The sequence below is a fragment of the Comamonas sp. MYb396 genome, from assembly GCF_037479555.1.
GTDB lineage: Bacteria > Pseudomonadota > Gammaproteobacteria > Burkholderiales > Burkholderiaceae_C > Comamonas.
This window is the reverse complement of record NZ_JBBGYU010000002.1, coordinates 664,349-687,892: the sequence shown is the minus strand read 5'-3', so window position 1 is coordinate 687,892 and position 23,544 is coordinate 664,349. Positions and strand designations below refer to the sequence as shown.

At 64.8% G+C, this 23,544-nt stretch carries 18 protein-coding genes; 13 read left to right on the top strand and 5 right to left on the bottom strand.

Annotated features, from left to right (window positions below):
- Positions 1-37 precede the first annotated feature (37 nt).
- The 4 genes from WH265_RS07270 to WH265_RS07255 all read left to right on the top strand — a co-directional run bounded on the left by WH265_RS07270 (position 38) and on the right by WH265_RS07255 (position 8,413).
- Positions 38-6,451 (top strand): Hpt domain-containing protein, encoded by a 6,414-nt coding sequence (locus WH265_RS07270; RefSeq protein WP_445228490.1) that lies wholly within the window; start codon positions 38-40, stop codon positions 6,449-6,451.
- A gap of 122 nt (positions 6,452-6,573) precedes the next feature.
- Positions 6,574-7,182, top strand: a complete 609-nt coding sequence (locus WH265_RS07265) for a YqgE/AlgH family protein (protein WP_021027281.1) — start codon at positions 6,574-6,576, stop codon at positions 7,180-7,182.
- A complete protein-coding gene (gene ruvX, locus WH265_RS07260) occupies positions 7,179-7,628 on the top strand; it encodes a Holliday junction resolvase RuvX (RefSeq protein ID WP_021027280.1) in 450 nt (149 codons plus the stop codon). Before WH265_RS07265 ends, ruvX begins: the two co-directional genes overlap by 4 nt.
- Before the next feature lie 29 nt (positions 7,629-7,657).
- Positions 7,658-8,413: a lysophospholipid acyltransferase family protein gene (locus WH265_RS07255; RefSeq protein WP_021027279.1), complete on the top strand. Its 756-nt coding sequence runs from the start codon at positions 7,658-7,660 to the stop codon at positions 8,411-8,413.
- Between the two features lie 64 nt (positions 8,414-8,477).
- Here the strand turns inward: WH265_RS07255 and WH265_RS07250 are convergent, their stop codons facing one another.
- Positions 8,478-9,521, bottom strand: coding sequence for an ABC transporter ATP-binding protein (locus WH265_RS07250; RefSeq protein WP_339557802.1), 1,044 nt, complete (start codon positions 9,519-9,521; stop codon positions 8,478-8,480).
- A 182-nt stretch (positions 9,522-9,703) separates the two neighbouring features.
- Here WH265_RS07250 and WH265_RS07245 point away from each other — a divergent pair, with 182 nt between their 5' ends.
- From WH265_RS07245 to WH265_RS07225, 5 genes are all read left to right on the top strand, one after another.
- Complete coding sequence (locus WH265_RS07245; RefSeq protein ID WP_312989835.1) at positions 9,704-11,338, top strand: ABC transporter permease; 1,635 nt, start codon at positions 9,704-9,706, stop codon at positions 11,336-11,338.
- A 371-nt stretch (positions 11,339-11,709) separates the two neighbouring features.
- Positions 11,710-13,095 (top strand): phosphatase domain-containing putative toxin, encoded by a 1,386-nt coding sequence (locus WH265_RS07240; protein ID WP_339557801.1) that lies wholly within the window; start codon positions 11,710-11,712, stop codon positions 13,093-13,095.
- Positions 13,096-13,148: 53 nt separating this feature from the next.
- Positions 13,149-13,553 carry a hypothetical protein gene (locus WH265_RS07235; protein WP_133855284.1) on the top strand — a complete coding sequence of 135 codons (405 nt, stop codon included), beginning with the start codon at positions 13,149-13,151 and terminating at the stop codon, positions 13,551-13,553.
- Between the two features lie 13 nt (positions 13,554-13,566).
- A complete protein-coding gene (gene arsC / locus WH265_RS07230) occupies positions 13,567-13,926 on the top strand; it encodes an arsenate reductase (glutaredoxin) (protein WP_021025577.1) in 360 nt (119 codons plus the stop codon).
- A gap of 59 nt (positions 13,927-13,985) precedes the next feature.
- Complete coding sequence (locus WH265_RS07225; RefSeq protein WP_339557800.1) at positions 13,986-15,389, top strand: phospholipase D-like domain-containing protein; 1,404 nt, start codon at positions 13,986-13,988, stop codon at positions 15,387-15,389.
- Between the two features lie 48 nt (positions 15,390-15,437).
- On the opposite strand, the gene WH265_RS07220 is transcribed toward WH265_RS07225, so the two are convergent.
- Positions 15,438-16,625 carry an IPTL-CTERM sorting domain-containing protein gene (locus WH265_RS07220; protein WP_339557799.1) on the bottom strand — a complete coding sequence of 396 codons (1,188 nt, stop codon included), beginning with the start codon at positions 16,623-16,625 and terminating at the stop codon, positions 15,438-15,440.
- Between the two features lie 296 nt (positions 16,626-16,921).
- Between WH265_RS07220 and WH265_RS07215 the strand changes: the two genes are divergently transcribed.
- The 3 genes from WH265_RS07215 to WH265_RS07205 all read left to right on the top strand — a co-directional run bounded on the left by WH265_RS07215 (position 16,922) and on the right by WH265_RS07205 (position 18,318).
- Positions 16,922-17,332 (top strand): hypothetical protein, encoded by a 411-nt coding sequence (locus tag WH265_RS07215; RefSeq protein WP_339557798.1) that lies wholly within the window; start codon positions 16,922-16,924, stop codon positions 17,330-17,332.
- Positions 17,332-17,541, top strand: a complete 210-nt coding sequence (locus tag WH265_RS07210; RefSeq protein ID WP_021025365.1) for a helix-turn-helix transcriptional regulator — start codon at positions 17,332-17,334, stop codon at positions 17,539-17,541. The genes WH265_RS07215 and WH265_RS07210 overlap by 1 nt, the downstream gene beginning before the upstream one ends.
- Before the next feature lie 240 nt (positions 17,542-17,781).
- The gene (locus tag WH265_RS07205; protein ID WP_021025364.1) at positions 17,782-18,318 is read left to right on the top strand and encodes a Dps family protein; all 537 of its coding nucleotides are present in this window, start codon (positions 17,782-17,784) and stop codon (positions 18,316-18,318) included.
- Positions 18,319-18,364: 46 nt separating this feature from the next.
- Here WH265_RS07205 and WH265_RS07200 read toward each other — a convergent pair whose 3' ends face one another.
- The gene (locus WH265_RS07200) at positions 18,365-19,015 is read right to left on the bottom strand and encodes an IPTL-CTERM sorting domain-containing protein (RefSeq protein ID WP_339517325.1); all 651 of its coding nucleotides are present in this window, start codon (positions 19,013-19,015) and stop codon (positions 18,365-18,367) included.
- 210 nt (positions 19,016-19,225) lie between these two features.
- On the opposite strand from WH265_RS07200, the gene WH265_RS07195 reads away from it, so the two are divergent.
- Positions 19,226-19,573, top strand: coding sequence for a PRC-barrel domain-containing protein (locus WH265_RS07195; RefSeq protein WP_021025362.1), 348 nt, complete (start codon positions 19,226-19,228; stop codon positions 19,571-19,573).
- A 209-nt stretch (positions 19,574-19,782) separates the two neighbouring features.
- On the opposite strand, the gene WH265_RS07190 is transcribed toward WH265_RS07195, so the two are convergent.
- A complete protein-coding gene (locus WH265_RS07190) occupies positions 19,783-21,063 on the bottom strand; it encodes an IPTL-CTERM sorting domain-containing protein (protein WP_339557797.1) in 1,281 nt (426 codons plus the stop codon).
- A gap of 1,002 nt (positions 21,064-22,065) precedes the next feature.
- Positions 22,066-23,430, bottom strand: a complete 1,365-nt coding sequence (locus WH265_RS07185; RefSeq protein WP_339517327.1) for a chloride channel protein — start codon at positions 23,428-23,430, stop codon at positions 22,066-22,068.
- Positions 23,431-23,544 lie beyond the last annotated feature (114 nt).

Here is a 23,544-nt window from a genome sequence, read left to right as displayed (position 1 = left end):
TGCTGTTTAATTTTGACCCGCAATCGGGGACTGTTGCATGTCTATAGCTATTGAAAATAAAGCGGAAAACGCACAGCCAACAGAAGAGAGGGATCTCGGGCCATTGGCGTGGATCAATGACGAGGTACGCCGGTCATTGGAATCCACGGTCAAGGCATTGCTTCGCTACAGCCGGGATGTGGAAGCGGCCAAGGTATCGGATCTGGAGGCGATCGACAACACCGGCATCCGCGTGGCCAAGCAGTACCTGCACCAGGTCAAGGGTGCCTTGCAGATGGTGGGTGTCGATCAGGCCGCCGAGCTGGTGGGTTTGATGGAAGTGGCAGCGCAGCGCTTTGCGGCCAAGCCCCATCTGTGCACCGAGAAATCGGTGGCGCTGATGGAGAAGACCTCGTTTGCGCTGCTGGAGTACCTGAGCCATGTGCTCAAGGGCCGCAATGTCTCCTTTGTGGCCTTGTTTCCGCAATACAAAGAGATGCAGGCCTTTGCCGGCGTGGAGCGCGTGCACCCGGCCGACCTGTGGCATGGCGACCAGGCGCAGCAGGAGCCGCTGACCCCGGCAGTCGCTGCACTGCCGCTGGACCGCAGCGCCCGGGAGCGCCTGGACTCGGACATGCTGCAGATCATCAAGTCTGCCGACAGCCGCGCCGCGCAGGATTTGACGGCCGTCTGCCTGGGCCTGGCCCAGGGCCAGACACAAAAGCCGCTGAAACTGTTCTGGAAGGTGGCCGCAGGCTTCTTTGACGCGCTCGCGTACAAGTTGCTCGACCCCGACCTCTATGTGAAACGCTCGGCGTCGCGGGTCATCATGCAGTTCGCAGCGCATGCCAAGGGTGGCAGCGATGTGGACCAGGGCCTGCAGCATGAGCTGAATTTTTTCTGTGCCGTGGCCCAGGGCCCCGATGAGGCCAAGGCCGCGGTGCTGCAAGCGGTGCGTGTCAGCCTGCAGACCGACGCGCTGCAAGGCGTCAACTACGGCCAGGAGCGCTTTGGCCAGTATGACCCAGCCGTGCTGGCGCAGGCGCGCAAGCGCCTGGAGTCCGCTGCCGAGCTGTGGTCGTCGCTCGCCGATGGCGACCGCTACAAGATCAAGCCGGTGGCCGACCAGTTCCACCTGATCCGCGAATCGCTGCACAAGCTGCATATCGGCGCCGACGAGCTGGGTGCAGCGCTGGGCCGCGTCACCGAGCGGCTGGTGAGTACCAGCACGCCACCGTCGACGCCGATGGCCATGGAAGTGGCCACGGCCGTGCTGTACCTGCAAGCCAACCTGGAGTCGCTCGATGTCAAGCCCGCGCTGATGCGCGAGCGCGCTGACCGCCTGGCCCAGCGCCTGGACCATGTGCTGGCCGACCAGCCGCCCGAGCCGCTGGAGACCTGGGTCGAGGAGCTGTACCGCCGCGTCAGCGACCACCAGACCATGGGCAGCGTGGTCGATGAACTGCACTCCACCTTGGCCGAGGCCGAAAAGCACCTGGACCAGTATTTCCGCAACCCCGACGATGTCTCGATGCTGGGCACCGTCACCGGTTCGCTGTCGCAGATGCGCGGCGTGCTGTCGGTGCTGGGCCTGGACCAGGCCGTCGCCGCCACGCAGCACCTGCGCACCGTGGTGGACCAGCTCGCGGCCGGCCAGGTGGCCGACGAAGACAAGCCGGTTGTGTTCGAAAAGCTGGGCAACAGCCTGGGCGCACTGGGCTTTCTGCTCGACATGCTGGGCTACCAGCGCACCTTGGCGCGCAAGCTCTTTGTGTTTGATGCGACCAGCGGCGAGCTGCGCATTGTGATGGGCACGCAAAAGGCCGGCGATGTCGCGCCTGCCCCCGTGCCTGTGGCAGCAGCGCCGGTCGCAGCGCCTGCGGTGCCCGACGAGCCGGAAGACGATTCCGTCTACTTTGCGCCCACCATTCCGGCGCCGCTGTTCGATGCCAGCCCCGCTCCGGCGCCCAAGGCGCCTGCGGTGCTCGCGCCCGATCTGCAGTTTTTTGCGCCCAGCCCGGCACCGGCCGCCGCAACCGCAGCGCCGGTGGCAGCGCCCGCACAGCCAGAGGTTTCGGAAGAATCGCTGGACGAAGAGCTGCTGGACATCTTTTTGGAAGAGGCCCAGTCGGTCGTGCAGACCGGCGGCCAGGCACTGCAGTCCTTGCGCCGCGATGCGGCCGATGCCGATGCCTTGACGACCCTGCGCCGCGCCTTCCACACGCTCAAGGGCAGCTCCCGCATGGTCGGGCTGGTCCAGTATGGCGATGCCGCCTGGTCGATGGAGCAGGTGCTCAATAGCTGGCTGGCCGAGCACAAGCCGGCCAATGCACCGCTGCTGGCGTTGAGCGCCGAGGCACTGACCGGCTTTGGCCGCTGGGCCGAGGACATTGGCGCGCAGCGTCAGTCCACCTGGAACCCCGAGATTTTCCGCATCTCGGCCGATGCCATGCGCATCGATGGCCTGCACCTGCCACTGGTAGTGCCCGCCGAGCCCGGCCAGGCGCCCGAGGCCGAGGAATGGCCACACGATACGCAGCAGATGGCGCTGGAGGCCGATGCCCCCGACGCCCATGACGCGGTAGAGACTGCCCAGGCCCTGGCCGAGCTGGAGCTGCCCGCGGAGGGCGATGCCCCCGCGCCGGTGGCCCAAGCCGAGGCAGCGCCTGCGCTGGTCTGGCCGCTCGACGGCATCGACCTAGAGCTCGATCCGCCCGCTGCACTGGAGCCTGCGCCCGCGCTCGCTACGCCTTCGGGCCTGGTGCCGCTGGCCATGGCGCCAGAGAGCGCCGAGGAAGTGGACTTCTCCGAGTTCGCGCAGGCCATGGCCAGTGCCGAGGCCAAGACGAGCGAGGCGCAAGCGCCCGAGTCGCTGCAGCCGCATGACAGCGCGCTGGACTTTGTCTCGATGGATGCCGGCCTGGAGTTTGTGGCCGAGGACGAGGTGGCCAAGCTCGATCCCGCCCCGACCCGCTTGCCGCTGGAGCTGCCGTCGCTGGACCTGGTGGAGCTGCCCCTGGTCCCCGAGCCAACTGCGCCACCGGCGCAGCCTGCCGCCACCGCTTTTGACTCCATAGAGTTTGCAGACACCATGCTGCCCGAGCTGGAGGCGCTGCCCGAGGAGCCGGTGGCCGAGCCCCAGACCCTGCTGGAAGTGCCCGCTGACCTGGTGCTGCCTGCGGTGGCTACGGACGCGGTGGAAACCCCGCCCGTTGCACAGCCCGAGCAAGCGCAGCAGGTGGACACCCCGGCAGAAAGCCTGGGCGAAGCGCTGGCCCCTGCCGCTGTGCAGGAGCCCGAGGCGGAGCTGCAGCCCGAAGCCGTCGCCGACCTGGAAGCTCCCGCCGAACCAGAAGCTCCTGCTGAAGTGCCTGCAGCGCAGGAAGCACCCGAAGTGCCTGTGCAGCCCGAAGCTTTGGTAGCAGCGCAGGTGCAGGAGACCGCCCCGGCAGCCCCGGCCGTGGCAGACACCGAGGAGCCTGCCGAGGTGGCCAATGTGCTGGGCGTGAGTACCGCGCTCTTCAATGTCTACCTGGCAGAAGCGGAGAACTGGTCGCACAACCTGGAGAAGGTGCTGTATGCCTGGGCCCAGGCGCCCAACCGCAACTTCCCCGAAGATGCGATCGCCTATGCCCATTCGCTGGCGGGCAGCTCGTCCACGGTGGGCTTTGGCTCGCTGTCCGAGCTGGCACGTGCGCTGGAGCACGCGCTCTCCCATATCCACAACTTCTCCAACCCTGAGGTCTCCTGGCTCAATACCTGCCAGGCGGCGGGCTCGGAGATTCGCAAGCTGCTGCACCAACTGGCGGCTGGTTTTGTCAAACCCGCCAGCGAGATCGTCGTGCAGGACCTGGTCGATATCGCCAACCAGGAAATCAACTCGCAGCTGCACCCGCCTTATGGCCTGGCCGAGTTCGACGCCGAGCCCTCGGGCCTGGCCGAGCTGCACGAGCACGCAGCCGCAGCGCCCGCGCCGGTGCGCACGTTTGCGCCAGTGGCCGCGGTATCCACGGCCGCCTTGCCCGATGTGCTGGAGCTGCGCAACGACGATGCGATCGAAGTGGTCGACGTCATCGATCCGGACCTGTTCCTGATCTTCGAGGAAGAAGCGCAGGAGCTGCTGCCCAAGCTGGGCGCTGCCTTGCGGGAATGGTCGGCCGACCCGCAGTACCTGCCGCCACGCGGCGAAGTGCTGCGCCATCTGCACACCCTCAAGGGCAGTGCACGGCTGGCGGGCGCAATGCGCCTGGGCGAGATGTCGCACCGCATGGAGTCCGAGGTCGAGGACATCGGCACGGAAAACCTGACCAGCCAGGACATCGAGATTCTGCTGGCGCGCTACGACGGCCTGCAGCATGAGTTTGTCGGCCTGCAAGAGCGCGGCAACCAGGTGCTGGCAGAAGGCGCCTTGCCCCAGCAGGTGCCAGCTGCGACCGAGATGGGCGAAGTGGTGGCCGAAGTGGCCGCCAGCACCCCCGCTGCGCAGGAAAGCGCTGGTGCCGAGCAGGCTGCGCAAGCGGCGGATACGGCCGACGCAGGCGCTGGCGTCCAGCACAAGCCGCTGATGCTGCGCATGGCGCCGGTGCGTGCCGCTGCTGGCCAGTCGGTGCGTGTGCGCTCGCAGCTGCTCGACCGCCTGGTCAACGAGGCGGGCGAGGTGCTGATTGCACGCTCGCGCCTCGATATGCGCCTGAGCAACATCCGCTCGTCCATCAAGGACATGTCAAGCAACCTGGAGCGCTTGCGCACCTTGCTGCGCGATGTGGAGATGCAGGCCGAGTCGCAGATGCAGTCGCGCATGGCGCTGGCCAAGGATTCGGACTCGGGCTTTGATCCGCTGGAGTTCGACCGCTTCACCCGCGTGCAGGAACTCACCCGCATGATGGCCGAGTCGGTCAACGACGTGGGCACGGTGCAGCGCAACCTGCAACGTACTGCCGAAGGCGCCGAAGACGACCTGATTGCCCAGGGCCGCCAGGCCCGTGAGCTGCAGCGCGACCTGCTGCGCACGCGCATGGTGGAATTCGACTCCATCTCCGAGCGCCTGTATGCGATCGTGCGCCAGATCTCCAAGGAGCTGGGCAAGCAGGTCAAGCTCGACATCACCGGCGCCTCGATCGAGATCGACCGTGGCGTTCTGGACCGGGTGACCCCGGCGTTCGAGCACTTGCTGCGCAACAGCGTGGCGCACGGTATCGAGACGCCCGAGGAGCGCAAAGCCCAGGGCAAGCCGCCGGTGGGCACCATCGCCATCGATGTGCGCCAGGAAGGCAACGACATCGCCGTGTCCATCCACGACGACGGCGCTGGTCTGCAGCTCGATGCGATTCGCCGCAAGGCGGTGCAGTCGGGCCTGATCACGGCCGACGAGCCGCTCGATGTGGACCAGGCCGCGCAGCTGATTTTTGCGCCGGGCTTCTCCACCGCCTCCGAGGTGTCCGAGCTCTCGGGCCGCGGTATCGGCATGGACGTGGTGCGCACCGAGATCCAGTCGCTGGGTGGCCACATCGTGACCACCTCAGAGACGGGCAAGGGCACGCGCTTCCAGATGGTGATGCCGCTGACCACCGCCGTCACCCAGGTGGTGATGATGCGCGCGGGCGACATCAAGTTCGGCGTGCCGGCCAACCTGGTGGAGTATGTGCGGCGCGTGCCCAAGGCCCTGATCGAGCAGGCCCATGGCAACAATATCTACACCGACAACGAGCAGGAGCTGCCGTTCTACTTTGCCGGCGCGCTGCTGCAGGGCAACCTGCGCAGCAACGAGGAGCCGGAGAAGACCAGTGCGGTGGTGATCCTGCGCTCGGCGACCAAGCGCGTGGCGGTCCACGTCGATGAAGTGCTGGGCAACCAGGAAGTCGTGGTCAAGAACCTGGGCCCGCAGCTGGCGCGTTTGCCAGGCCTGGCAGGCATGTCGGTGCTGGCATCGGGCGCGATTGTGCTGATCTACAACCCGGTGGCCTTGTACACCGTGTATGGCGATCAGATCGCCGAGCGCATTGCCCAGGCGGCCGTGCGCCCCGAGGTGGCCAAGGCACCGGTGCGCGAGCTGGCCGAGCAAGTGGTGCAGACGCCGTTGGTGCTGGTGGTCGACGACTCCATCACCGTGCGCCGCGTGACGCAGCGCCTGCTGCAGCGCGAAGGCTACCGCGTGGCACTGGCTGCCGATGGCCTGCAGGCGCTGGACCGTCTGCGCGAAGAGCGCCCGGTCATGGTGCTGTCGGACATCGAGATGCCGCGCATGGACGGCTTCGAGCTGGTGCGCGAGATCCGTGCCGATGCGGCGATGAAGGACCTGCCGGTGGTGATGATCACCTCGCGCATTGCCGACAAGCACCGCGAGCACGCCGCCAGCCTGGGCGTGGACCACTACCTGGGCAAGCCCTATGCCGACGAGGTGCTGCTCTCGCTGGTACGCCAGTGCGTGCTGGACCACGAGATCAAGGCGGCCGACGCCGGCACGCTGCACTGATCGGGTGGAGGGCTCCTGCCAGAAGGGCTGCCTGCGGGCAGCCCTTTTTTATGCGCGCCAGGCAGCGCATGCAGAGGGCTGTGCAGACAAAAGGGCGGCAGCCTGCCCGTACAATGGTTCCCATGAGCGCTGAGACTGACACTTCCGGGACCATGAACCTCACTCACCACTTTCTGATTGCAATGCCTGGCATGCAAGACGAGATGTTTGGCCGCAGCGTGGTCTATGTGTGTGAGCACAGCGAAAAAGGCGCGCTGGGCATCATCATCAACAAGCCCTCGGACATCACGATGGGCAAGCTGTTTGACAAGGTCGACCTGCCGCTGCGCCGCGAGGACCTGGAGCTCGAGCCCGTGTTCCAGGGCGGCCCGGTGCACACAGAGCGCGGCTTTGTGCTGCACGACCGGATCGTGATCGAGTCGGGTGCTGCCGATGAGTCGGCGTACTCTGCCACCCTGACCATTCCTGGCGGGCTGGAGATGACCACCTCGCGCGATGTGCTCGAAGCGCTGTCCACCGGCGCCGGCCCGCACCGGGTGCTGGTCTCGCTGGGCTATTCGACCTGGGGCGAAGGCCAGCTGGAGTCGGAGATCACCGAAAACGCCTGGCTCACGGTGCATGCCGATGCCGGCGTGATTTTTGACACGCCCGTGGCCGAGCGCTATGACACCGCGCTGGCGCTTTTGGGCGTGCAGCCCTGGGCGCTGTCTGCCGCCGCAGGCCGCGCATGACGGACGCGGCCACCAAGCCTTTGCTGGCCGAGGCGGCGCGCATGCAAAGCTTTATCGCTTTTGACTTTGGCATGAAGCGCACCGGTGCCGCCTTTGGCACCCGCATGCTGGGCACGGCCCGGCCGCTGCCGACGATCAACGCCGAAGGAAAGGCCCGCTTCACCCCGATGGAGAGCCTGATCGCACAGTGGCAGCCCGATGCGCTGGTGGTCGGCATTCCCTTTCACCCCGATGGCGCCGCCCATGAGAACACGGCGCTGGCGCTGCGTTTTGCGCGCCAGCTGCGAGGGCGCTTTGGCCTGCTGGTGTTTGAGGTGGACGAGCGCTACAGCACCACCGAAGCGCTGGCCAACGGCGCGCGCGATGCCGATGCGGCCTCGGCCTGCATCATTCTTGAACAGTTCATGCGCAGTCTGGATGTGCCCGATCTGGGCACCACGACCTGAAGGCCACCAAGACCGCTTCTGACCCATCCATGCAAGCACTGACCCGTTCTTTCATCGGCCTGCTGCGCCTGGCGCGGCTGGGCCTGCATATCGTTGTCGGTGTCATCACCATCTGGCGCACGTTTGGCCGCCTGGGCCATGCGGAGCGCAACCGGGCGGTGGAGCGCTGGGCCGGCAAGCTATTGCAGCTGAGCGGTATCGAGCTGCGCGTGCTGGGCACCGTACCCCAGCAGGGCCCCTTGCTGATCGTTGCCAACCACCTGTCCTGGCTCGATATTCCGGCCATCCATGCGGCCAAGCACTGCCGCTTTGTTTCCAAGTCCGATGTCAAGGCCTGGCCGGTGATTGGCGGGCTGGCCAGCGCTGCGGGCACCTTGTTCATCGAGCGCAACTCCCGGCGCGATGCGATGCGCACCGTCAGCCGCATGGAAGAGGCCATGCGCAACGGCGATATGGTGGCCGTGTTTCCCGAAGGCACGACCGGTGATGGCCAGCAGCTGCTGCCCTTCCATGCAAACTTGCTGCAATCGGCGATTGCCGCTGAGGCCCCGGTGCTGCCGCTGGGCCTGTGCTTTTACGACAAGCACAGCGGCCGCATGAGCAGCGCCCCCAGCTATGTCGGCGATGAGAGCCTGCTGGGCTCCATCTGGCGCACGGTGACGGCCCCGCCGCTGGTGGCCCAGCTCAACTATGGCGAGCCGCAAAGCAGCGCAGGCCGCAACCGGCGCGACTGGTCGGCCGAGCTGCAGGCGGCGGTGGACCAATTGCGCCAGGTGCAGCGCTGATACGGACGAGATTTGCTGGGCTTGAGACCCGCGCGTAACGGGGCTTGAGTCTTTGAACAGGTTCTCAGTGCTCGGGCGCGAAGCAGACCAGGTGCTCGGGCTGGGCGCGCAGGCCAATGCTCTCGCCCACCCTGTGCTGCAGCTGGCTGGAGACCTGGGCGTAGACCAGCTGCTGGCTGGGCAGCTGCAAGGTGTACAAAAACTGCGATCCCCGAAAAGATTTGCGCAGCAAGGTGGCCCGGTAGGGCGAGTCCGCATCAAACACCACCTCGCTGGCGCGCAGCAGCACATCGCAGGCCTCGGGGGCCCCAGGCGTGGCAATCGCACCGAGGGGGGTGTCCAGCTGCCAGCCCTGCGCAGACGGCAGCGGGCTGGCCGGCAGCAGGCTGCCATGGCCGATAAAGTTGGCCACAAAGCGGCTCGCCGGCTTTTGGAACAAGGTCGTGGCATCGGCCCATTGGTGCAGATGGCCGCTTTCCATCACGCCGATCTGGTCGCCAATCGCAAAGGCTTCGAGCTGGTCATGGGTGACGAAGAGGGCGGTCGCCCGCGCGGCCTTGAGGATGTCGCGCAGCTCATGGGCCAGGCGCTCGCGCAGGTCCACATCGAGGTTGGAGAAGGGCTCGTCGAGCAGCATCAGCTGCGGCTCGGGTGCCAGCGCCCGGGCCAGCGCCACGCGCTGCTGCTGGCCGCCCGAGAGCTCATGCGGGTAGCGCGCAGCGCTGTTCTCCAGTCCCACCAGACGCAGCACCTCTTGCACGCGCGCCTGTTGCTCGGCCTTGGGCCGCTGGTGGATGCCAAAGGCCACATTCTTGCCGACGCTCAAATGCGGGAAGAGGGCGTAGTCCTGGAACACCATGCCGATGCGGCGCTTTTCGGGCGGCAGGCTGGTGCTGGTGCTGCTGACCACCTGGCCTTGCAGGCGAATCTCGCCGCCGCTGATGGGCTCCAGCCCGGCCACCGCACGCAGCAAGGTCGTCTTGCCGCAGCCCGAGGGGCCTATCAGCACCCCGATATCGCCAGCCTGCAGCTGCAAAGACACCTGCGCCACAGCAGGCTGGGGGCGCCCGGCGTAGCGCACATTCAGTTGGGAGACCTCAAGAAACATGGCGGCATTGTAGAGGGCCGCCCAATGGCAAGGGCATAAGGATGCTTTGCATAACCCTCGCCCGATGGAATGGACGCGGATCGCCCGAGACCGCGTTCAGGCCATGGCAGGGATTTATGCAGAGGATCCTTCGCAAGGGCGCAGGTAGAATCGCCAGCTTTTGGCCCGTCAGTGATTCGCATTTGCAAAACCTTGCCCGCTTCCGTCGTCAGCTGCTGCTCGTAGCCATTGCCTTGGTGTTGGTGTTGCCGGTGCTCACGGTCTTTAGCGCCTGGCTGCCCGGGGCGGGCAATGACCTCGATGCCTTTGCGGTGGTGCGCGAGATGTTTGCCACGGTGCTGCCTGGCTATATCCGCACTACGGTGGCGCTGGGCCTGATGGTGGCGCTGGGCGCGGCGGTGCTGGGCAGCTTGTGCGCAGCGGTGGTGACCTTGTTCGATTTTCGCGGCCGCAAGACCCTGGAGTGGCTGCTGCTGCTGCCGCTGGCGATGCCCGCCTATGTGACGGCTTATGCCTATACCGACTTTCTGCAGTTCAGCGGACCGCTGCAGGTGTGGATGCGTGCCAGCTTTGGCTGGGAAGGGCGCTTGCTGCCCGAGGTGCGGTCGCTGGGCGGCGCCGTGCTGGTGTTTGTGGTCTCACTCTACCCCTATGTCTACCTGCTGGCGCGCACGGCGCTGAGCGAGCGCGCCGCGCACCTGATGGAGGCCGCGCGCCTGCTGGGCGCCTCGATGCCGCGCCGCATCTGGACCGTGGCCTTGCCGATGGCCCGGCCGGCCGTGGTGGCCGGGGTGGCGCTGGTGATGATGGAGACCCTGGCCGATTTTGGCGTGGTGAGCTACTTTGGCATCCAGACCTTCACCACCGGCATCTACAAGGCCTGGTTGGCGATGGAAAACCGCAGTGCCGCGGCCCAGCTGGCCACGATGCTGCTGGTCCTGGTGCTGGTGGTGCTGCAGCTGGAGCTGCGCGCGCAGCGGCGCATGCGCTTTGTCACCAGCGGGGTGGGGCGCGCCTCATCGGCCGAGGCCCAGCCCCACCGCCTCCAAGGCGCGCGCTGTCTGGCCGCCTGGCTGGTCTGTGGCCTGCCGGTGCTGCTGGGCTTTGTGCTGCCCGTCATGTTCATGCTGCGGCCTCTGGCGGCCGATTGGTCGGTGATTCCGCTGGACCGCTTTGTGCAGTGGGCCGGCAACAGCATCCGCTTTGGCGCCATCACCGCCGTGCTGGCGGTGGCCATTGCGATGCTGGCCGCCTACGCGGCACGCCGCAGCCAGGACTGGGTCACGCGCAGCACTGTGGGCCTTATCAGCCTGGGCTATGCGGTGCCCGGCGCGGTGATTGTGGTGGGCTTGCTGCTGCCCGTTGGCTGGGTGCAGCAGGCGCTGCCGCAGTGGGGCTTTCCGGCGCTGATCACGGCCACCTCGACCGGCATCATCTGGGCCTACCTGGTGCGCTTTACCGCCATTGCGCTGCAGGCCTTGCAAAGCGGCTACACCCGCATCCCCAAAAGCCTCGATGAATCGGCGCGCATGCTGGGCGTGGGCAGCGCCGGCCTGCTGGCCCGCGTGCATGGCCCGCTGCTGCGCCGCTCGGCCTTGACCGCTGCCTTGCTGGTGTTTGTCGATGTGATGAAGGAGCTGCCTGCCACCATGGTGCTGCGGCCCTTCAACAGCGACACCTTGGCCGTTGTCGCCTACCAGCTGGCACGTGATGAGCGCCTGGGCGAGGCGGCGCTGCCTTCGCTGGCACTGGTGCTGGTGGGGCTGGTGCCGGTCATCTTGCTGATCCGCACCATGCGCAGCTCGGCCGCGCGCTGAGAATCCTCGGCGCCCATGCCTTTGCCTGCCTGCTGATGCAGCGGGCAGTCCTGGCTATGCGCTTGCCATCTGCCGTCCACCATCGGCGCGCGGTGGCCGCAGCTTGCCGGCCTCCTAGCCGCAATAATTGGCGATTCTGTGGTGTTCTCGCCGGATCCATAGCTGACCTATATCGCATTTGATCTGGATCAAACAAGCGCTTCGGGTTTCCCCCTAAACTGCATTTTTGAAACATTAATTGACTATTGGTGTTTCGTTTTTTGAATCAAGGGGATGGCCGCCATCCGCTCGGTCGGATGGCTGGCGTGCCGAGCTCGTGCCCGGCTTGGTTCCTTGTCCACCTCCCAATGCCGCCCAGCGGCTCCCATCGCGTGCAAACACCAACACCTGTTCTGGAAACAGACAACTGGGGCGTGGCCTATGGCGACAAGGTCATCCTCTCCGGCCTGCAACTGCAGATTGCGCCCTGCGCCGTGACTGCCCTGATGGGGCCGGTGGGTGGGGGCAAGTCCACGGCGCTGCGCAGCCTGGCCGGTCTCAATGACGAGAACCCGCGCTTTGTGCAATGGGGGCAGCTGCGCTACAGCGGCCAGCCGCTGGCAGGCACGCACCGGCCCCAGCTGGTGCGCCAGCATGTGCGCCTGATGCAATCGAGCGTGCTCGATTCGCTGACCGAACTGCTGCAACACAGCCATCCGCTCTCCGGCCTGGACCGGCGTGCCTGGTGCGAGGCCTATCTGGAGCGCATGGGCTTTGCCGATATCCAGCCGCTGCTGGCGCGCACAACGATCGAGCTGTCGGCGATGCACCAGCGTGCGATTGCCATCTTGCGCGAGGCCGCGGCCGAGCCTGCGCTGCTGATGTGCGACGAGCCCACCGCCGACCTGCAGGACTACGACAGCTACCTGTTGCTGGAGCTGCTCAAGCGCATCGCCCAGGAGCGCGCCGTGCTGCTGGTGACCCACAACCAGCGCCACGCCCAGCGCGTGGCCGACCATGTGCTGCTGCTGGCCGGCGGCGCGGTGCAGGAGACGAGCCGCGCCGAGCGTTTTTTCTCCGCGCCTTATTCACCCGCCGGCCAGCAGTTTGTGCGCAGCGGCAGCTGCGCGGTGGTGGCCCCGCAGCAGACCGTGCAAGAGGCGATGCAGGCAGAGCCAGTTGCCGCCACTGCCGCCGCGCCGGCGCCGACCGCTGCCCAGGCCGCACGCCAAAGCCAGCGCGCGGTATTGCCCGATCTGGTGCTGGCCAACCCGGTGCTGGCGGCCGAGCATTTTGTGCCCGGCGCGCGCGGGCCGCGCGGCTTTGCCTGGCTGGTGCCGGGCAAGCTGGCGGGCACGCCGCTGCCAGGGGTGGTCAACGACACCGATGTGGACATGCAGGCCTTGAAGCGCTGCGGCATCACGGTGCTGGTGACGCTCACCGAAAACGACATCGACCAGGCGGCGCTGGCGCGCAACGGCCTGCGCAATGTGCATCTGCCCGTGCATGACCGCGAGCCGCCCTCGGTGTCGCAGCTGCAGATGCTGATGCTCAAGATGAAGCGCCTGCTGCTGGCCGGCGATGTGCTGGCCGTGCACTGCCTGGCAGGCCTGGGCCGCACCGGCACCGTGCTGGCCGCCTGGCTGGTATTTGAAGGCGTCACCGCCGAGGAAGCGCTGCGCCGTGTGCGCGAGATCGAGCCGCAGTACGTGCAGTCCAGGCAGCAAGAGCTGGCGCTGCTGGCCTACGAGGAAATGCTGCTGGAAAAAATGGGCTGATCGCTGCCCGGCGTGTCGGCCCTTGACCCACCCACTTTGAAGGAACACAACACATGTCCATGGATACCGTTTTACAGAAAGTCGCCACCTTTGTGCCCGAATGCCTGGCCGCCGGCTATGTCGATGTGGCCACCGGCATGCTGCTGGCCATTCGCACGGTCGATTCGCACCCGCGCGAGGTGATCGACCTGGTGGCCGCTGCAACGGCCGACCTTTTCAACGGCCCCAATGTCTCGATGATCGAGCGCATGTTCAAGAAGTCGCGTGGCCTGCAGGACGACGGCCACCACTACTTCCAGGAGATCATCGTCAACAGCGACAACCTGATCCACATCTTTATGCGCGGCAAGGCCAACCCCGAGTATGTGGCTGTGCTGGTCTGCCGGCGCACCGCCAACCTGGGCATGGCGCTGACCAAGGCGCGCATCATCATGCCCGAGCTCGAAGCCTCTCTGTAATAAGATCGGGGCCATGGCCCAAGAAGACACGATCACCATCTACCACAACCCGCGCTGCAGCAACTCGCGCGGCGCGCTGGCGCTGATTGAGGCGCGTGGCATCCAGCCCCAGGTCATCGACTACCTGCACGCACAGCTGAGCCCCGCGCATCTGACGGCGCTGATCGCCCAGCTGGGTGTGCCGGTGCGCGATGTGATGCGCAGCAAGGAAGCCATCTACCAGGAACTGGACCTGGGCCGCGAAAGCCTGAGCGATGCCGAGCTGATCGCGCAGATTGCCGCCCACCCCCAGCTGCTCAACCGGCCGATTGTGCTGAGCGCCAAAGGGGCCCGTTTGTGCCGCCCGCCCGAGCGGGTGCTCGACCTGCTCTGATGGGCCCGGCCGCCCAGTTGCCAAGCCGCAGCCCTGTACCAGCAGACGGGGGCTAGCAGATGCTGCGCGTGACCGTCCTGTCCGGCCTGGGCCACACCATTGCGGTGATGGTGGCACTCCTGGTCTACACGCTGGTCACCCGCGCCGGGCACCAACGCCGCCACCCGGCATCGGCCATCGGCTGGGTGCTGGGCATGGTCACCTTTCCCTATCTCTTTTTGCCGCTGTTTCTGGTGTTCGGGCCGCGCAAGGCAGTCCGGCCCCCGGCGCATGCGGTCATCCCCAACAGCGGGCAGCGCCGCAGCAGTGTGCCCAGGCAGGTGCCGGCCTGGGCCGGCCAGCTGCTGGCGAGCATGGAGCTCGATGCCGCCCAGCCCAATGCCGAGGTGGTATTCCACCAGGATGGTCTGCAGGCCCTGCAGCAGTTGCTGCGGCTGATTGAGCAGGCCCAGCGCAATCTGGACCTGTGCACCTATGTGTTTGCCGACGATGTGGTCGGGCGCCAGATTGGCACGGCGCTGCAGCAGGCAGCGGCGCGCGGCGTCAAGGTGCGCTTGCTGCTCGATGGCGTGGGCTGCTGGCGCCTGCTGCCCGGGCGCCTGCGCCAGTTGCGCCGCTCGGGCGTGCTGGTGCGCCGCTTCATGGTGCCGATGCTGCAGCCCATTCGCGGCGGCAGCAACCTGCGCAACCACCGCAAGCTGGCGGTGGCCGATGGCGTGCATGTCTGGAGCGGGGGGCGCAATCTGGCCGATGAGTACTTTCTGCCCAGCAGCGCCGGGCACCCGGCCTGGGTGGACCTGAGCTTCAATGTGCAAGGGGCCTTGGCCGGCGTGGTGACGGCGCAGTTCGAGGCCGACTGGCGTGCGGCCCGAGGGCGGCGCCGCCCGGTGTGGCTATCGCCCGCAATGGCGCTGGGCGGCGGGGACCAGGCCTGGGCCCAGTGGCTGCCCAGCGGGCCCGACCATGCCGACGACAGCTTGCATGCGCTCTACCTGGCCAGCGCCTTCCATGCGCAGACCTCCATCACCTTGGTGAGCCCGTATTTTGTGCCCGATGACGCGCTGCTCGAAGCCTGGTGCCTGGCCTGCCGGCGCGGCGTGCACCTGCGCGTGGTGGTGCCCCAGCGCTCCAACCACCGCCTGGCCGACTGGGCGCGCGAGCGCGCGTTGCGCGCCTTGGTGCTGGCCGGGGCCGAGGTGTTTTGCTCTCCCCACATGGTGCATGCCAAGGTGGTGATTGTGGACGACTGCATGGGGCTGTGCGGATCGGCCAACCTCGACGGGCGCAGCCTGTTCCTGAACTACGAGGCGATGACGGCCTTCTACAGCGCCCCCGACATTGCCTGGCTGCAGCAGTGGTCTGAGCAGCAGATGGCTGAAAGCTCTGCCTACGCCTACCGCGCGCCCGGCTGGTGGCGCGATGTAGGGGAGGGGCTGGTGCGCGCAGTCGCCTTTCAGCTCTGAGGCGCCCAGCACCCGCGCTACAAAAAAGCCACCCGCAGGTGGCTGGCATCAGGCCTGCGGGCGTTTGCGTGACCGCGCCAGGCCCCATCCGGCGACCAGGCCCGACAGACCGAGCAAGGCCCAGATATCGAGCAGCGGAACTGCCTTGGGCGTCACAGGTTGCGGCGGCGTCGTGGTCTTGACCGGACCCAAGGCGGCACTGCAGACCTCGGCGCCCACCAAGGTTCCGCGCTGGGCCACCGGGGTGACGCAGTAGTACAGATAGGCCTTGTCGTCGGCCGCTTGCGTGGTGTAGGTCACCGTGCCTGATGCGCCCATCGTGTTGCCCGACTGCAGCACCGTGCCCTGGGCCGCCTGGGTGAGGCTGGCATTGTCACTGCGCACCCATTGGTAGCGCGTACCTGCCGTGCTGCCGTCTTCCGGGTCGGTTTCGGTGTCGGCATAGCTGTAGCTGCCGGTCAGCGTCTGGCCGATCTCGGGCTGGCCATTGACGGCAGGGATCGCGCTAGGCGCCTCATTGGCGGTGCAGGCATTGGCGCCTGCGATGGCGGCGGCAAAGCCCATCGCGGGGTTGCCGCTTTTGACATAGACCGTGATGGTGTTGGCCCCTGCCTGCCAATCGGGCGAGGCCATCGCGATGGTGAGCCAGCGAAAGCCCCCAAAGCCGTTGTAGCCAAACTGGTTGGCGCTGCCCGCCTGGGGCAGGCCCCAGGTGCCCGCGCCGCGTGCCAGCTGCGATTGGCCGTTGATGAAGATGTCCACCACGGAGTTGTCGGCGCTGTAGGTCATCGAGGGCTGAAAGCTGCCCAGTGACACGCTGGGGTCGAGGTTGAACTGCACCTGGAACAGCGCATCGATATTGCCAAAGTTGGCGCCATCCACATAGGGCTGGCCGCCCCAGGCATTGAGGCCAATCCATTGCGCGGTGGTGCTGTTGGCAGGCGTGCTGGTCCAGCTGGCGTTGCGGCTGGTGACGATGGCCGCATCACCAAAGCTGCCCCAGTTGGCTGGCGAGCTGCCCGCGTAGGCCGCCAGGTACTGGAAGCGCCAGCGGCTGTCTATGGCCGGGTTGGTGCTGCTGGGCTGGCCGGTGTTGAGCTGCGCCAGCGAGTTGGGGCTGCAGTCGATGGTGACGGGGCTCTGGGCCTGCGCCGGCAGGGCACAGACGGACAGGGCTGTCGCCAGCAGCGAGCTGGCAAACCAGGCTTGGGGCTGTGGTGTGGACCGGAAAAACATCGTAAATGGCATCCAAGAATTCAATTGATTTTTTATTATTTCAAATCGAATTGCCCGCGTCTGTTACCAATGCTGCCCAGGGATGCCTTTTGATAATTGTCCACAGAGTTGTGGCATTTTGCTGCTGCTCCGCTGCGGGCAGGCCACCTGCGGAGGGGCTGTCGACGGCGGAGGGTGGAGCGGGGCGTGGCTTGGCGCTGCGCCGACGGCCTGGCCTGCGATGCAGGTATAGATTGACAAGTAAACCTGACATTTGCTAAAGTCAGGTTTACTTTACATCTCTCTTGGTTATCCTCATGCATAACGCTCTTCCTCCCCCTTACCCCAGCCCCAGCATGCGCGCCTACCTCCTCCGCACGGCGCTGTGGATGGGCCTGTACTGCGCCATCCATGCGCTGGTCATCGTGGGCGTTTTTGATGCCATCCTTGGCACGCCAGCGGCCTGGCTGCTGGCGCTGGCCGTTGCGCTGCCAATTGCCGCGCAGCTACGGGCGTCCCTGCAGTGGGTACAGGCGGCAGACGAGTACCAGCGCGCGCAGGCCATTCGCAGTGTGGTGATTGCCTGCGGCCTGGTGCTGATGCTGTGTAGCATTTGGGGTTTTGGCGAGAGCTATGCCGCAGCGCCCCATGCGCCTGCCTGGCTGGTGGTGCCGCTGTTCTGGCTGGTCTGGGGGCTCGTCACTGGCGTGATGCGGCTGCGCGGCTGATGGACAACCATCTGCGCACGCTGCGCGCCCAAGCCCAATGGACCCAGGCCGATCTGGCGCAGCGCCTGGGGGTATCGCGCCAGGCCGTCAACGCGCTGGAGACGGGCAAGCACGATCCCTCGCTCGACCTGGCCTACCGCATCAGCGTGGTGTTTGAGCTGCCGGTCGAGGCGATCTTTCAGAACCCTTACCGCAGCGCACCGGGCTGACGGTTGCGCGCAGGGCGTAGATCGCTGATCTGCGTCAAGCAGGGGCGTGCATAGCCCCATATCGTCGGCATTGGCTGACAGGGTTTTCTCTGCTTTGGTATGAAGCTAGTGGCTCTCTGAATAAGAGAGCTGAACAACATGCGCACCGCAATCTGGCTGCCATCATCGGGCCGGATACTTGTTGGTGGCGCCACCCGCTCTCGCTTCGCTTGTCTTCAACCCTTATGTGAAAGGTGCACCATGGCCAAATCTGAACGCAGCAGCAAAACGGATATCAAGGCACGCCGCAAGGCCCCGTTGCTCACCCCCAGTGATCTCGATGCCGGGGCCACCAAGGACATCAGCGCGGCCCTCAACGGCATCCTGGCCGATGTGTTTGCGCTCTACCTGAAGACCAAGAATTTCCACTGGCACATGAGCGGCCCGCACTTCCGTGACTACCACCTGCTGCTCGATGAACAGGCCGACCAGCTCTATGCGATGACCGACGCGATTGCCGAGCGCATCCGCAAAGTGGGCGGCACGACCTTGCGCTCCATCGGCCATATCGCGCGCCTGCAGCGCATCAGCGACAACGATGCCGACTATGTCGATCCGCTCGACATGCTGGCCGAGCTGCGCGAGGACAACCAGCAGCTCGCGGCCCGCCTGCGCGAAGCCCATAACGTGACCGACGAGCACCGCGACATCGCCTCGTCCAGCCTGCTGGAAAACTGGATCGACGAAACCGAGCGCCGCACCTGGTTCCTGTTTGAATCCAGCCGCAACGCGGGTTAAGCGCCCCAGGCTGTCCCCGGTTCAGTAACCGGGGACCTTGCGTGGCTCAGCCCCGCGCTGGCTTTGCCGCTACGCGTTGGCGGCGTTGCTGCATCCAGCCCAGAGGTGCCAGCAGCAGCGACAGCAAGGCCAGACCCCATGGAGCCATGGCGGGCACCGGGGTGGGAGCTACGGCAGGCACCACCACCGCACGACCCACCACCTCACCCGAGGCGATAAAGCGCATGGCTCCCGGGCCTGAACAGGTGGCATCAGGGCAGAAGGTGGAAAAGGCCTTGTTCCGTAGTGCCACCGTGACTTCCACTTCTCCTTCAGGCGGCTTGATCGCAATCGTGCCGCCGGCATCTGTCATCGGGCTTTGCAAGTCCAACAAAATGACTTGTTTGCCCGTCAGATCGCTGGTGTCAGCAGGCACAAAGATCATGTTCTGTGCAGGATCGGACAGGTAGGCGTCGCAGTTGGAGCCATTGCAGGTATTGCTGAAGCTGGCAGCCGGTATGCCTTCCGTGCCCGTGGCGGTCACATTGATCTGGCTAAAGGTCTGGGTGGTCGCATCAAACACATAGGAGCCAGAGGCGGTGCCGCCATCGACGAACGTCACATCCGTCAGGGTCCACTGCACCAAGGCAGCGTTCGCGGCCGAGGCAAAGCCTCCAACGGCCAGTGCCAGGGCGCTGGCGCACAGCAATGTCTTCATCGCAATCTCCATGTGTTGAATGCAAACAAATGTATCGCATTTGCAAGTATTTACTATCCCGTATTCTGGGGATTTCATGCGCGTTGAAGCTGTGTTAGGCGCCATTGTCAGACGCCACGCCTTTTTGCTGAGAGCCGCGCTGGCGAGAGGATCGGCACAGGTAAAGATTGCTACAGTTTGAGCCTGCATCAATTTTTTTGTGGTGGATATATGGATAACCAAGAAACAGTCACCATCCATACACCTTTTGCGATCTCGCCCCGGGGGGCGGAGGTGCTGGCAACGGGATGGAGCGTCAAAAAGGAGTTCATCGGTGAGCCGGTGCACGACACCAATGGCCAAGAAATTGGCACCGTAGATGATGTGATCGTCGGCAAGGAAGACAATCTGATTTTTGCCATTGTCGGCATCGGCGGCTTTATGGGCCTGGGCACCTATGACGTGGCCATCGAGTTCTCCCGCTTCAAGCTGGGCAAATACGGCTTGCTGCTGCCAGACGCCAGCAAGGAAACCTTGCAGGGCCTGCCCCAATTTGTGTACCCGAAGGCTACGACCTAATCTCAGTCATATCGCGCAAAGCGCCGTGTGCTGTGCAAGGCAGCGCCGGCGCTTTTGCCTTGGTGGTCTTTGCGCCGGGGTACCCGTGCCCGACCAGGTCATGCCTCCAGTCGGATATGCGGGCTGCCCCAGCCGCTGGCACATCTGCCCAGCATGCGTGGACATGAAAAAGCCACCTTGCGGTGGCTATCCGTGGTCGGCGTTGGTATTTAGCCGATGTGCTTGCGCTGGCGCCGGATCCCCAGCAGCGCGATCAGCGGTGTCAAGCCCAGGAGCGCCCAGGGGCCCAAGCCTGGCACCGGTGTAGGCGCCTGCTGCACCACGCGGGTGGTGACCGGCCCTACAGGGCTGGTGCACACCTCCAGCCCAGGGCTTGCACCGGTCTGTGCGGCAGGCTTGACGCAGAAGAAGACATATTGGTTCAGGTCTGCGGCTTGCAGGGTATAAGTCGGCGTCTGGCCTGCCCCCCCGGTGGTGCCGCTCGCTACCACCGTGCCGTCGCTGGAGCTGCTGATGCTGGGGTTGGCGCTGGTCACAAACTGGTAGATGGTGCCGCTGGGGTTTTCAACGTCGCTGTTGTTGTCCGCATAGGTGTAGCTGCCGGTCACGGTGGAGCCGACCTGCGGTGTGCCGGTGATGGCCGGGACGGCAGTGGGCACCACATTGGGAGGCAGCTCGGTCACCGGGCCCAGCGCGCTGGTGCAGACCTCCAGCCCTGGCGTTGCGCCGGTTTGGGCATCCGGCTTGACGCAGAAAAAGACGTTTTTGTCTTGGTCCGCTGGCTGCAAGGTGTAGGTGGGCGTCTGGCTCGCCCCCCCGGTGGTGCCGCTCGCCACCACCGTGCCGTCGCTGGAGCTGCTGATGCTGGGGTTGGGGCTGGTTACAAACTGGTAGGTGGTGCCGCTGGGGTTTTCAATGTCGTTGTTGTTGTCCGCATAGCTGTAGCTGCCGGTCACGGTGGAGCCGACCTGCGGTGTGCCGGTGATCGTCGGCTCGGCAATGGGTACGGTGTTCGGTGGTGCGCGTTCGATCAAGGCCACCATGTGCTGGTACGCCGGATCGCGATTGCGAAACAGGTCCATCGTGTAGGTGTTGGAGCGGTACGAGGTACGCAGTGTCGGCAGATTGGCCTTCATATCGTCGTACAAGGTGTTGTAGGCGTTGACAAACACGGCTTGGTCCGTGCCGCCATATAAAAGGACGTTCTCTAAAGCGGGACGCGAGGAGCCTGCATTGATGTTGATGCTCTCGGCAGTTCCGTCGTAGTCGTTGCCAAGCTCCCACAGCGCGTACTGGAGCGCGCGGCGATGATTGTTGTCGCCATTTTTGTAATAGCTGAGGTAGTACTTGTCGAGCAGCCAGTAGATCGCCGCCTCGCCTGCTGCACCGGAGGCGCCCTTGATGGCGCTGGCGCCGGCTTCCGTGTCGAATAGAGCAGGATCGATTTTGTAGTCAAAGGGTGGCTGTGTGCTGTGATCGATGCAAATCAAAAGTACCGAGGCATCGCTGTACAACGTCCCGTCAGCGTCATATCTCAAATTTTCTGATGTTCCAGAGTAGATGGCGCTTTGGTTATAGATAACGCTGCCTGATACAAACGCGGCGCTGGACAAACTGGGCACCGCCATCGCAAGCACAGCGGCAAGGGTCAGCATTTGTTTTCGCATGATTGAATTCCATTCTCTAGGTGAGGCGAGGATTTGCCTTGGTTGAGAAAATGCCTGCCATCGATTCAAGACAGCCATGCTTACCAGGGCGTCATATGTACACCCAGATAATCCTGTGGAGATAATTTGCTGATTCCTGTTAATAATCAAATGACTAAATATAAAAAATATTTGAATCTGATGGGCGTGGAGTGATCAGCGGTTTGACTCCTAAGGTCTTGGCTGTGCAGCAAAAAATTACAGTTAGAACTGTACAACGCGAGGCCATGTATACGTCTTTGGTTTTATTAAAATAGCTTTGTTATTTGTATTTTTTTTAAATAGTAAAGGTGAAAATGGCGATAGAGATTTATATTGTTCACAATCGCGCGCATCTTTTATGGAGTGGCGAGATAAACCAAAACAATTAATAATGCTTGGTTAATAATTGCGCGATGCCTTTGGAGTGAACGAGGTACGGTGCTGTTTGACCATCAGTGGGTCCCGTGCTCGCTCTCAGCGTTGACGCCCGCCGGAGATGGTTGCTGGGTGCTCTGGTAGCCATCACAGAGAGGACCCTGGGCGTGACAGCAGGGTTAGCTTGTCCACCCAAGGGCATAGTTGGCCGCTGGCAAGCGCAAAGGGTGTCAGCCGCTGATCGGCTCTGGGCGATGTGCGGCCATCCTGGCTTGGCTGAGCCAACACGGGTACCCGCCTATCAAAGGCGCAGCTGGCCCCTATCCACGCGTTGGCGCGAGTCGCGTTAAAGCGCGGGTGCTGGCCGCTTTGGCCTCGTAGGTGGGACTGCGCTATCCACTGGCCAGGACCTGCGTGCGATCTGGATGATCAGGATGAAGCGGCTGGCTTTTGCACGGCCTGTTCCGCTGGTGGAGGCTGCGTGCTCTGCACCTGGCTGAGCATGTAGTTGGCCAGGGTCTCATACAGCGGCCTGGCGATCATGCGCGAGACCAGGCTGGCCAGCATCGCGGCGGCCATCAAGCTCAGCACCATCGAGTGCCCATCGACCATCTCCATCACGATGATGAAAGCCGTGAGCGGCGCTTGCGTGACAGCGGCCAGGAACGCGGCCATGCCCATCGCAATCAAGGCGGGGGCGATGTCGCTGCCCATCATCAGCGAGACGTTGTGGCCCACACCTGCGCCGATCGACAGCGAGGGCGCGAAGATACCGCCAGGCACGCCCACCCAGGCAGACAGCCAGGTGGCGATGAATTTGAGCGTCACATACAGCGCAGGCAACTCGGCCTCTCCCGCCAGCATGTGCTTGACTTCTTCCGAACCGGCGCCAAAGGTGGCGCCGCTGGTGGCCAGGCCGATGACGGCAATCAGCAAGCCGCCAGCAGCTGCAAAGCGGATGGGATACTGCGCGCGCAAGCGGTTGAGGCGCTCTGGCGCGCCGGTCAGGGACGCGGCCATCAGCTTGGCAAACAGGCCCCCCAAGACGCCGCAGCTCAAGGCGACACAGATGCCGGGCAGCAGTGCGTGCCAGTTGAGGCTGGGCACCTGGATGCGCCCGAAGTAGTTCAGGTTGCCAAATGCGGAGACGCCCATCAGACCGGCCAGCACAATGGCGGCAATGATCAGGCCGCTGGCGCGCGACTCCAGCTTGCGGGACAGCTCTTCGATGGCGAAAACGATCCCCGCCAGCGGTGCATTGAAGGCGGCTGCAATGCCCGCTGCACCGCCTGCCACCAGCAGCGCATGGCTGGTGATGCCCGAGCGCGGACCAAACCAGCGCTTGGCATGGTGCATGACGCCGGCGGCCACCTGCACGGACGGCCCCTCGCGGCCAATCGACAGGCCCGCCAGAAACCCCAGGCCTGCCAGCGCAATCTTGCAGGCGGACAGCCACAGCGAGACAAAGCGGCTGCGCTGCTGGTCATTGAGCGCCGTCTCTTGCGCGGCCATGACCTGCGGAATGCCCGAGCCCGCAGCGCCCGGTGCCCAGCGGCGTGTGGCCCAGACAATGGCTGCCGTCAGGCATGGCGTCCACAGCAGTACCGCCCAGCCCCCTTGCCAGTGGTAGATGTGCATGAACCAGTCAAAGGCCTTCTCGGCCACCATCGTGAACCCGACCACGCACAGGCCCGCTGCGGCGGCATAGGCCAGCACAATGCAACGCTCCACCCAGCGCCATCCATCCCCGAATTCTTGCCTCAGGTTCTGTACGAAATCGGGTTCTTGCTGCATTGCGCCCTCATGGAGTGAGGGTGCCAGTCTAGTCAATTCGACGGGGAGCAGGCCTGCAGCGCCCAAGCCCGTGACCATAACGCTCAGGCTTTGGAGCCGCCGCAGGTGCCTGTG

What these genes read in the sequence shown, in the direction of transcription:
- WH265_RS07270 (WP_445228490.1), top strand. Translation starts at nt 38, where the DNA reads ATGTCTATAGCTATTGAAAATAAAGCGGAAAACGCACAGCCAACAGAA.
- WH265_RS07265 (WP_021027281.1), top strand. Translation starts at nt 6,574, where the DNA reads ATGAGCGCTGAGACTGACACTTCCGGGACCATGAACCTCACTCACCAC.
- ruvX (WP_021027280.1), top strand. Translation starts at nt 7,179, where the DNA reads ATGACGGACGCGGCCACCAAGCCTTTGCTGGCCGAGGCGGCGCGCATG.
- WH265_RS07255 (WP_021027279.1), top strand. Translation starts at nt 7,658, where the DNA reads ATGCAAGCACTGACCCGTTCTTTCATCGGCCTGCTGCGCCTGGCGCGG.
- WH265_RS07250 (WP_339557802.1), bottom strand. Translation starts at nt 9,521, where the DNA reads ATGTTTCTTGAGGTCTCCCAACTGAATGTGCGCTACGCCGGGCGCCCC.
- WH265_RS07235 (WP_133855284.1), top strand. Translation starts at nt 13,149, where the DNA reads ATGTCCATGGATACCGTTTTACAGAAAGTCGCCACCTTTGTGCCCGAA.
- arsC (WP_021025577.1), top strand. Translation starts at nt 13,567, where the DNA reads ATGGCCCAAGAAGACACGATCACCATCTACCACAACCCGCGCTGCAGC.
- WH265_RS07225 (WP_339557800.1), top strand. Translation starts at nt 13,986, where the DNA reads ATGCTGCGCGTGACCGTCCTGTCCGGCCTGGGCCACACCATTGCGGTG.
- WH265_RS07220 (WP_339557799.1), bottom strand. Translation starts at nt 16,625, where the DNA reads ATGTTTTTCCGGTCCACACCACAGCCCCAAGCCTGGTTTGCCAGCTCG.
- WH265_RS07215 (WP_339557798.1), top strand. Translation starts at nt 16,922, where the DNA reads ATGCATAACGCTCTTCCTCCCCCTTACCCCAGCCCCAGCATGCGCGCC.
- WH265_RS07210 (WP_021025365.1), top strand. Translation starts at nt 17,332, where the DNA reads ATGGACAACCATCTGCGCACGCTGCGCGCCCAAGCCCAATGGACCCAG.
- WH265_RS07205 (WP_021025364.1), top strand. Translation starts at nt 17,782, where the DNA reads ATGGCCAAATCTGAACGCAGCAGCAAAACGGATATCAAGGCACGCCGC.
- WH265_RS07200 (WP_339517325.1), bottom strand. Translation starts at nt 19,015, where the DNA reads ATGAAGACATTGCTGTGCGCCAGCGCCCTGGCACTGGCCGTTGGAGGC.
- WH265_RS07195 (WP_021025362.1), top strand. Translation starts at nt 19,226, where the DNA reads ATGGATAACCAAGAAACAGTCACCATCCATACACCTTTTGCGATCTCG.
- WH265_RS07185 (WP_339517327.1), bottom strand. Translation starts at nt 23,430, where the DNA reads ATGCAGCAAGAACCCGATTTCGTACAGAACCTGAGGCAAGAATTCGGG.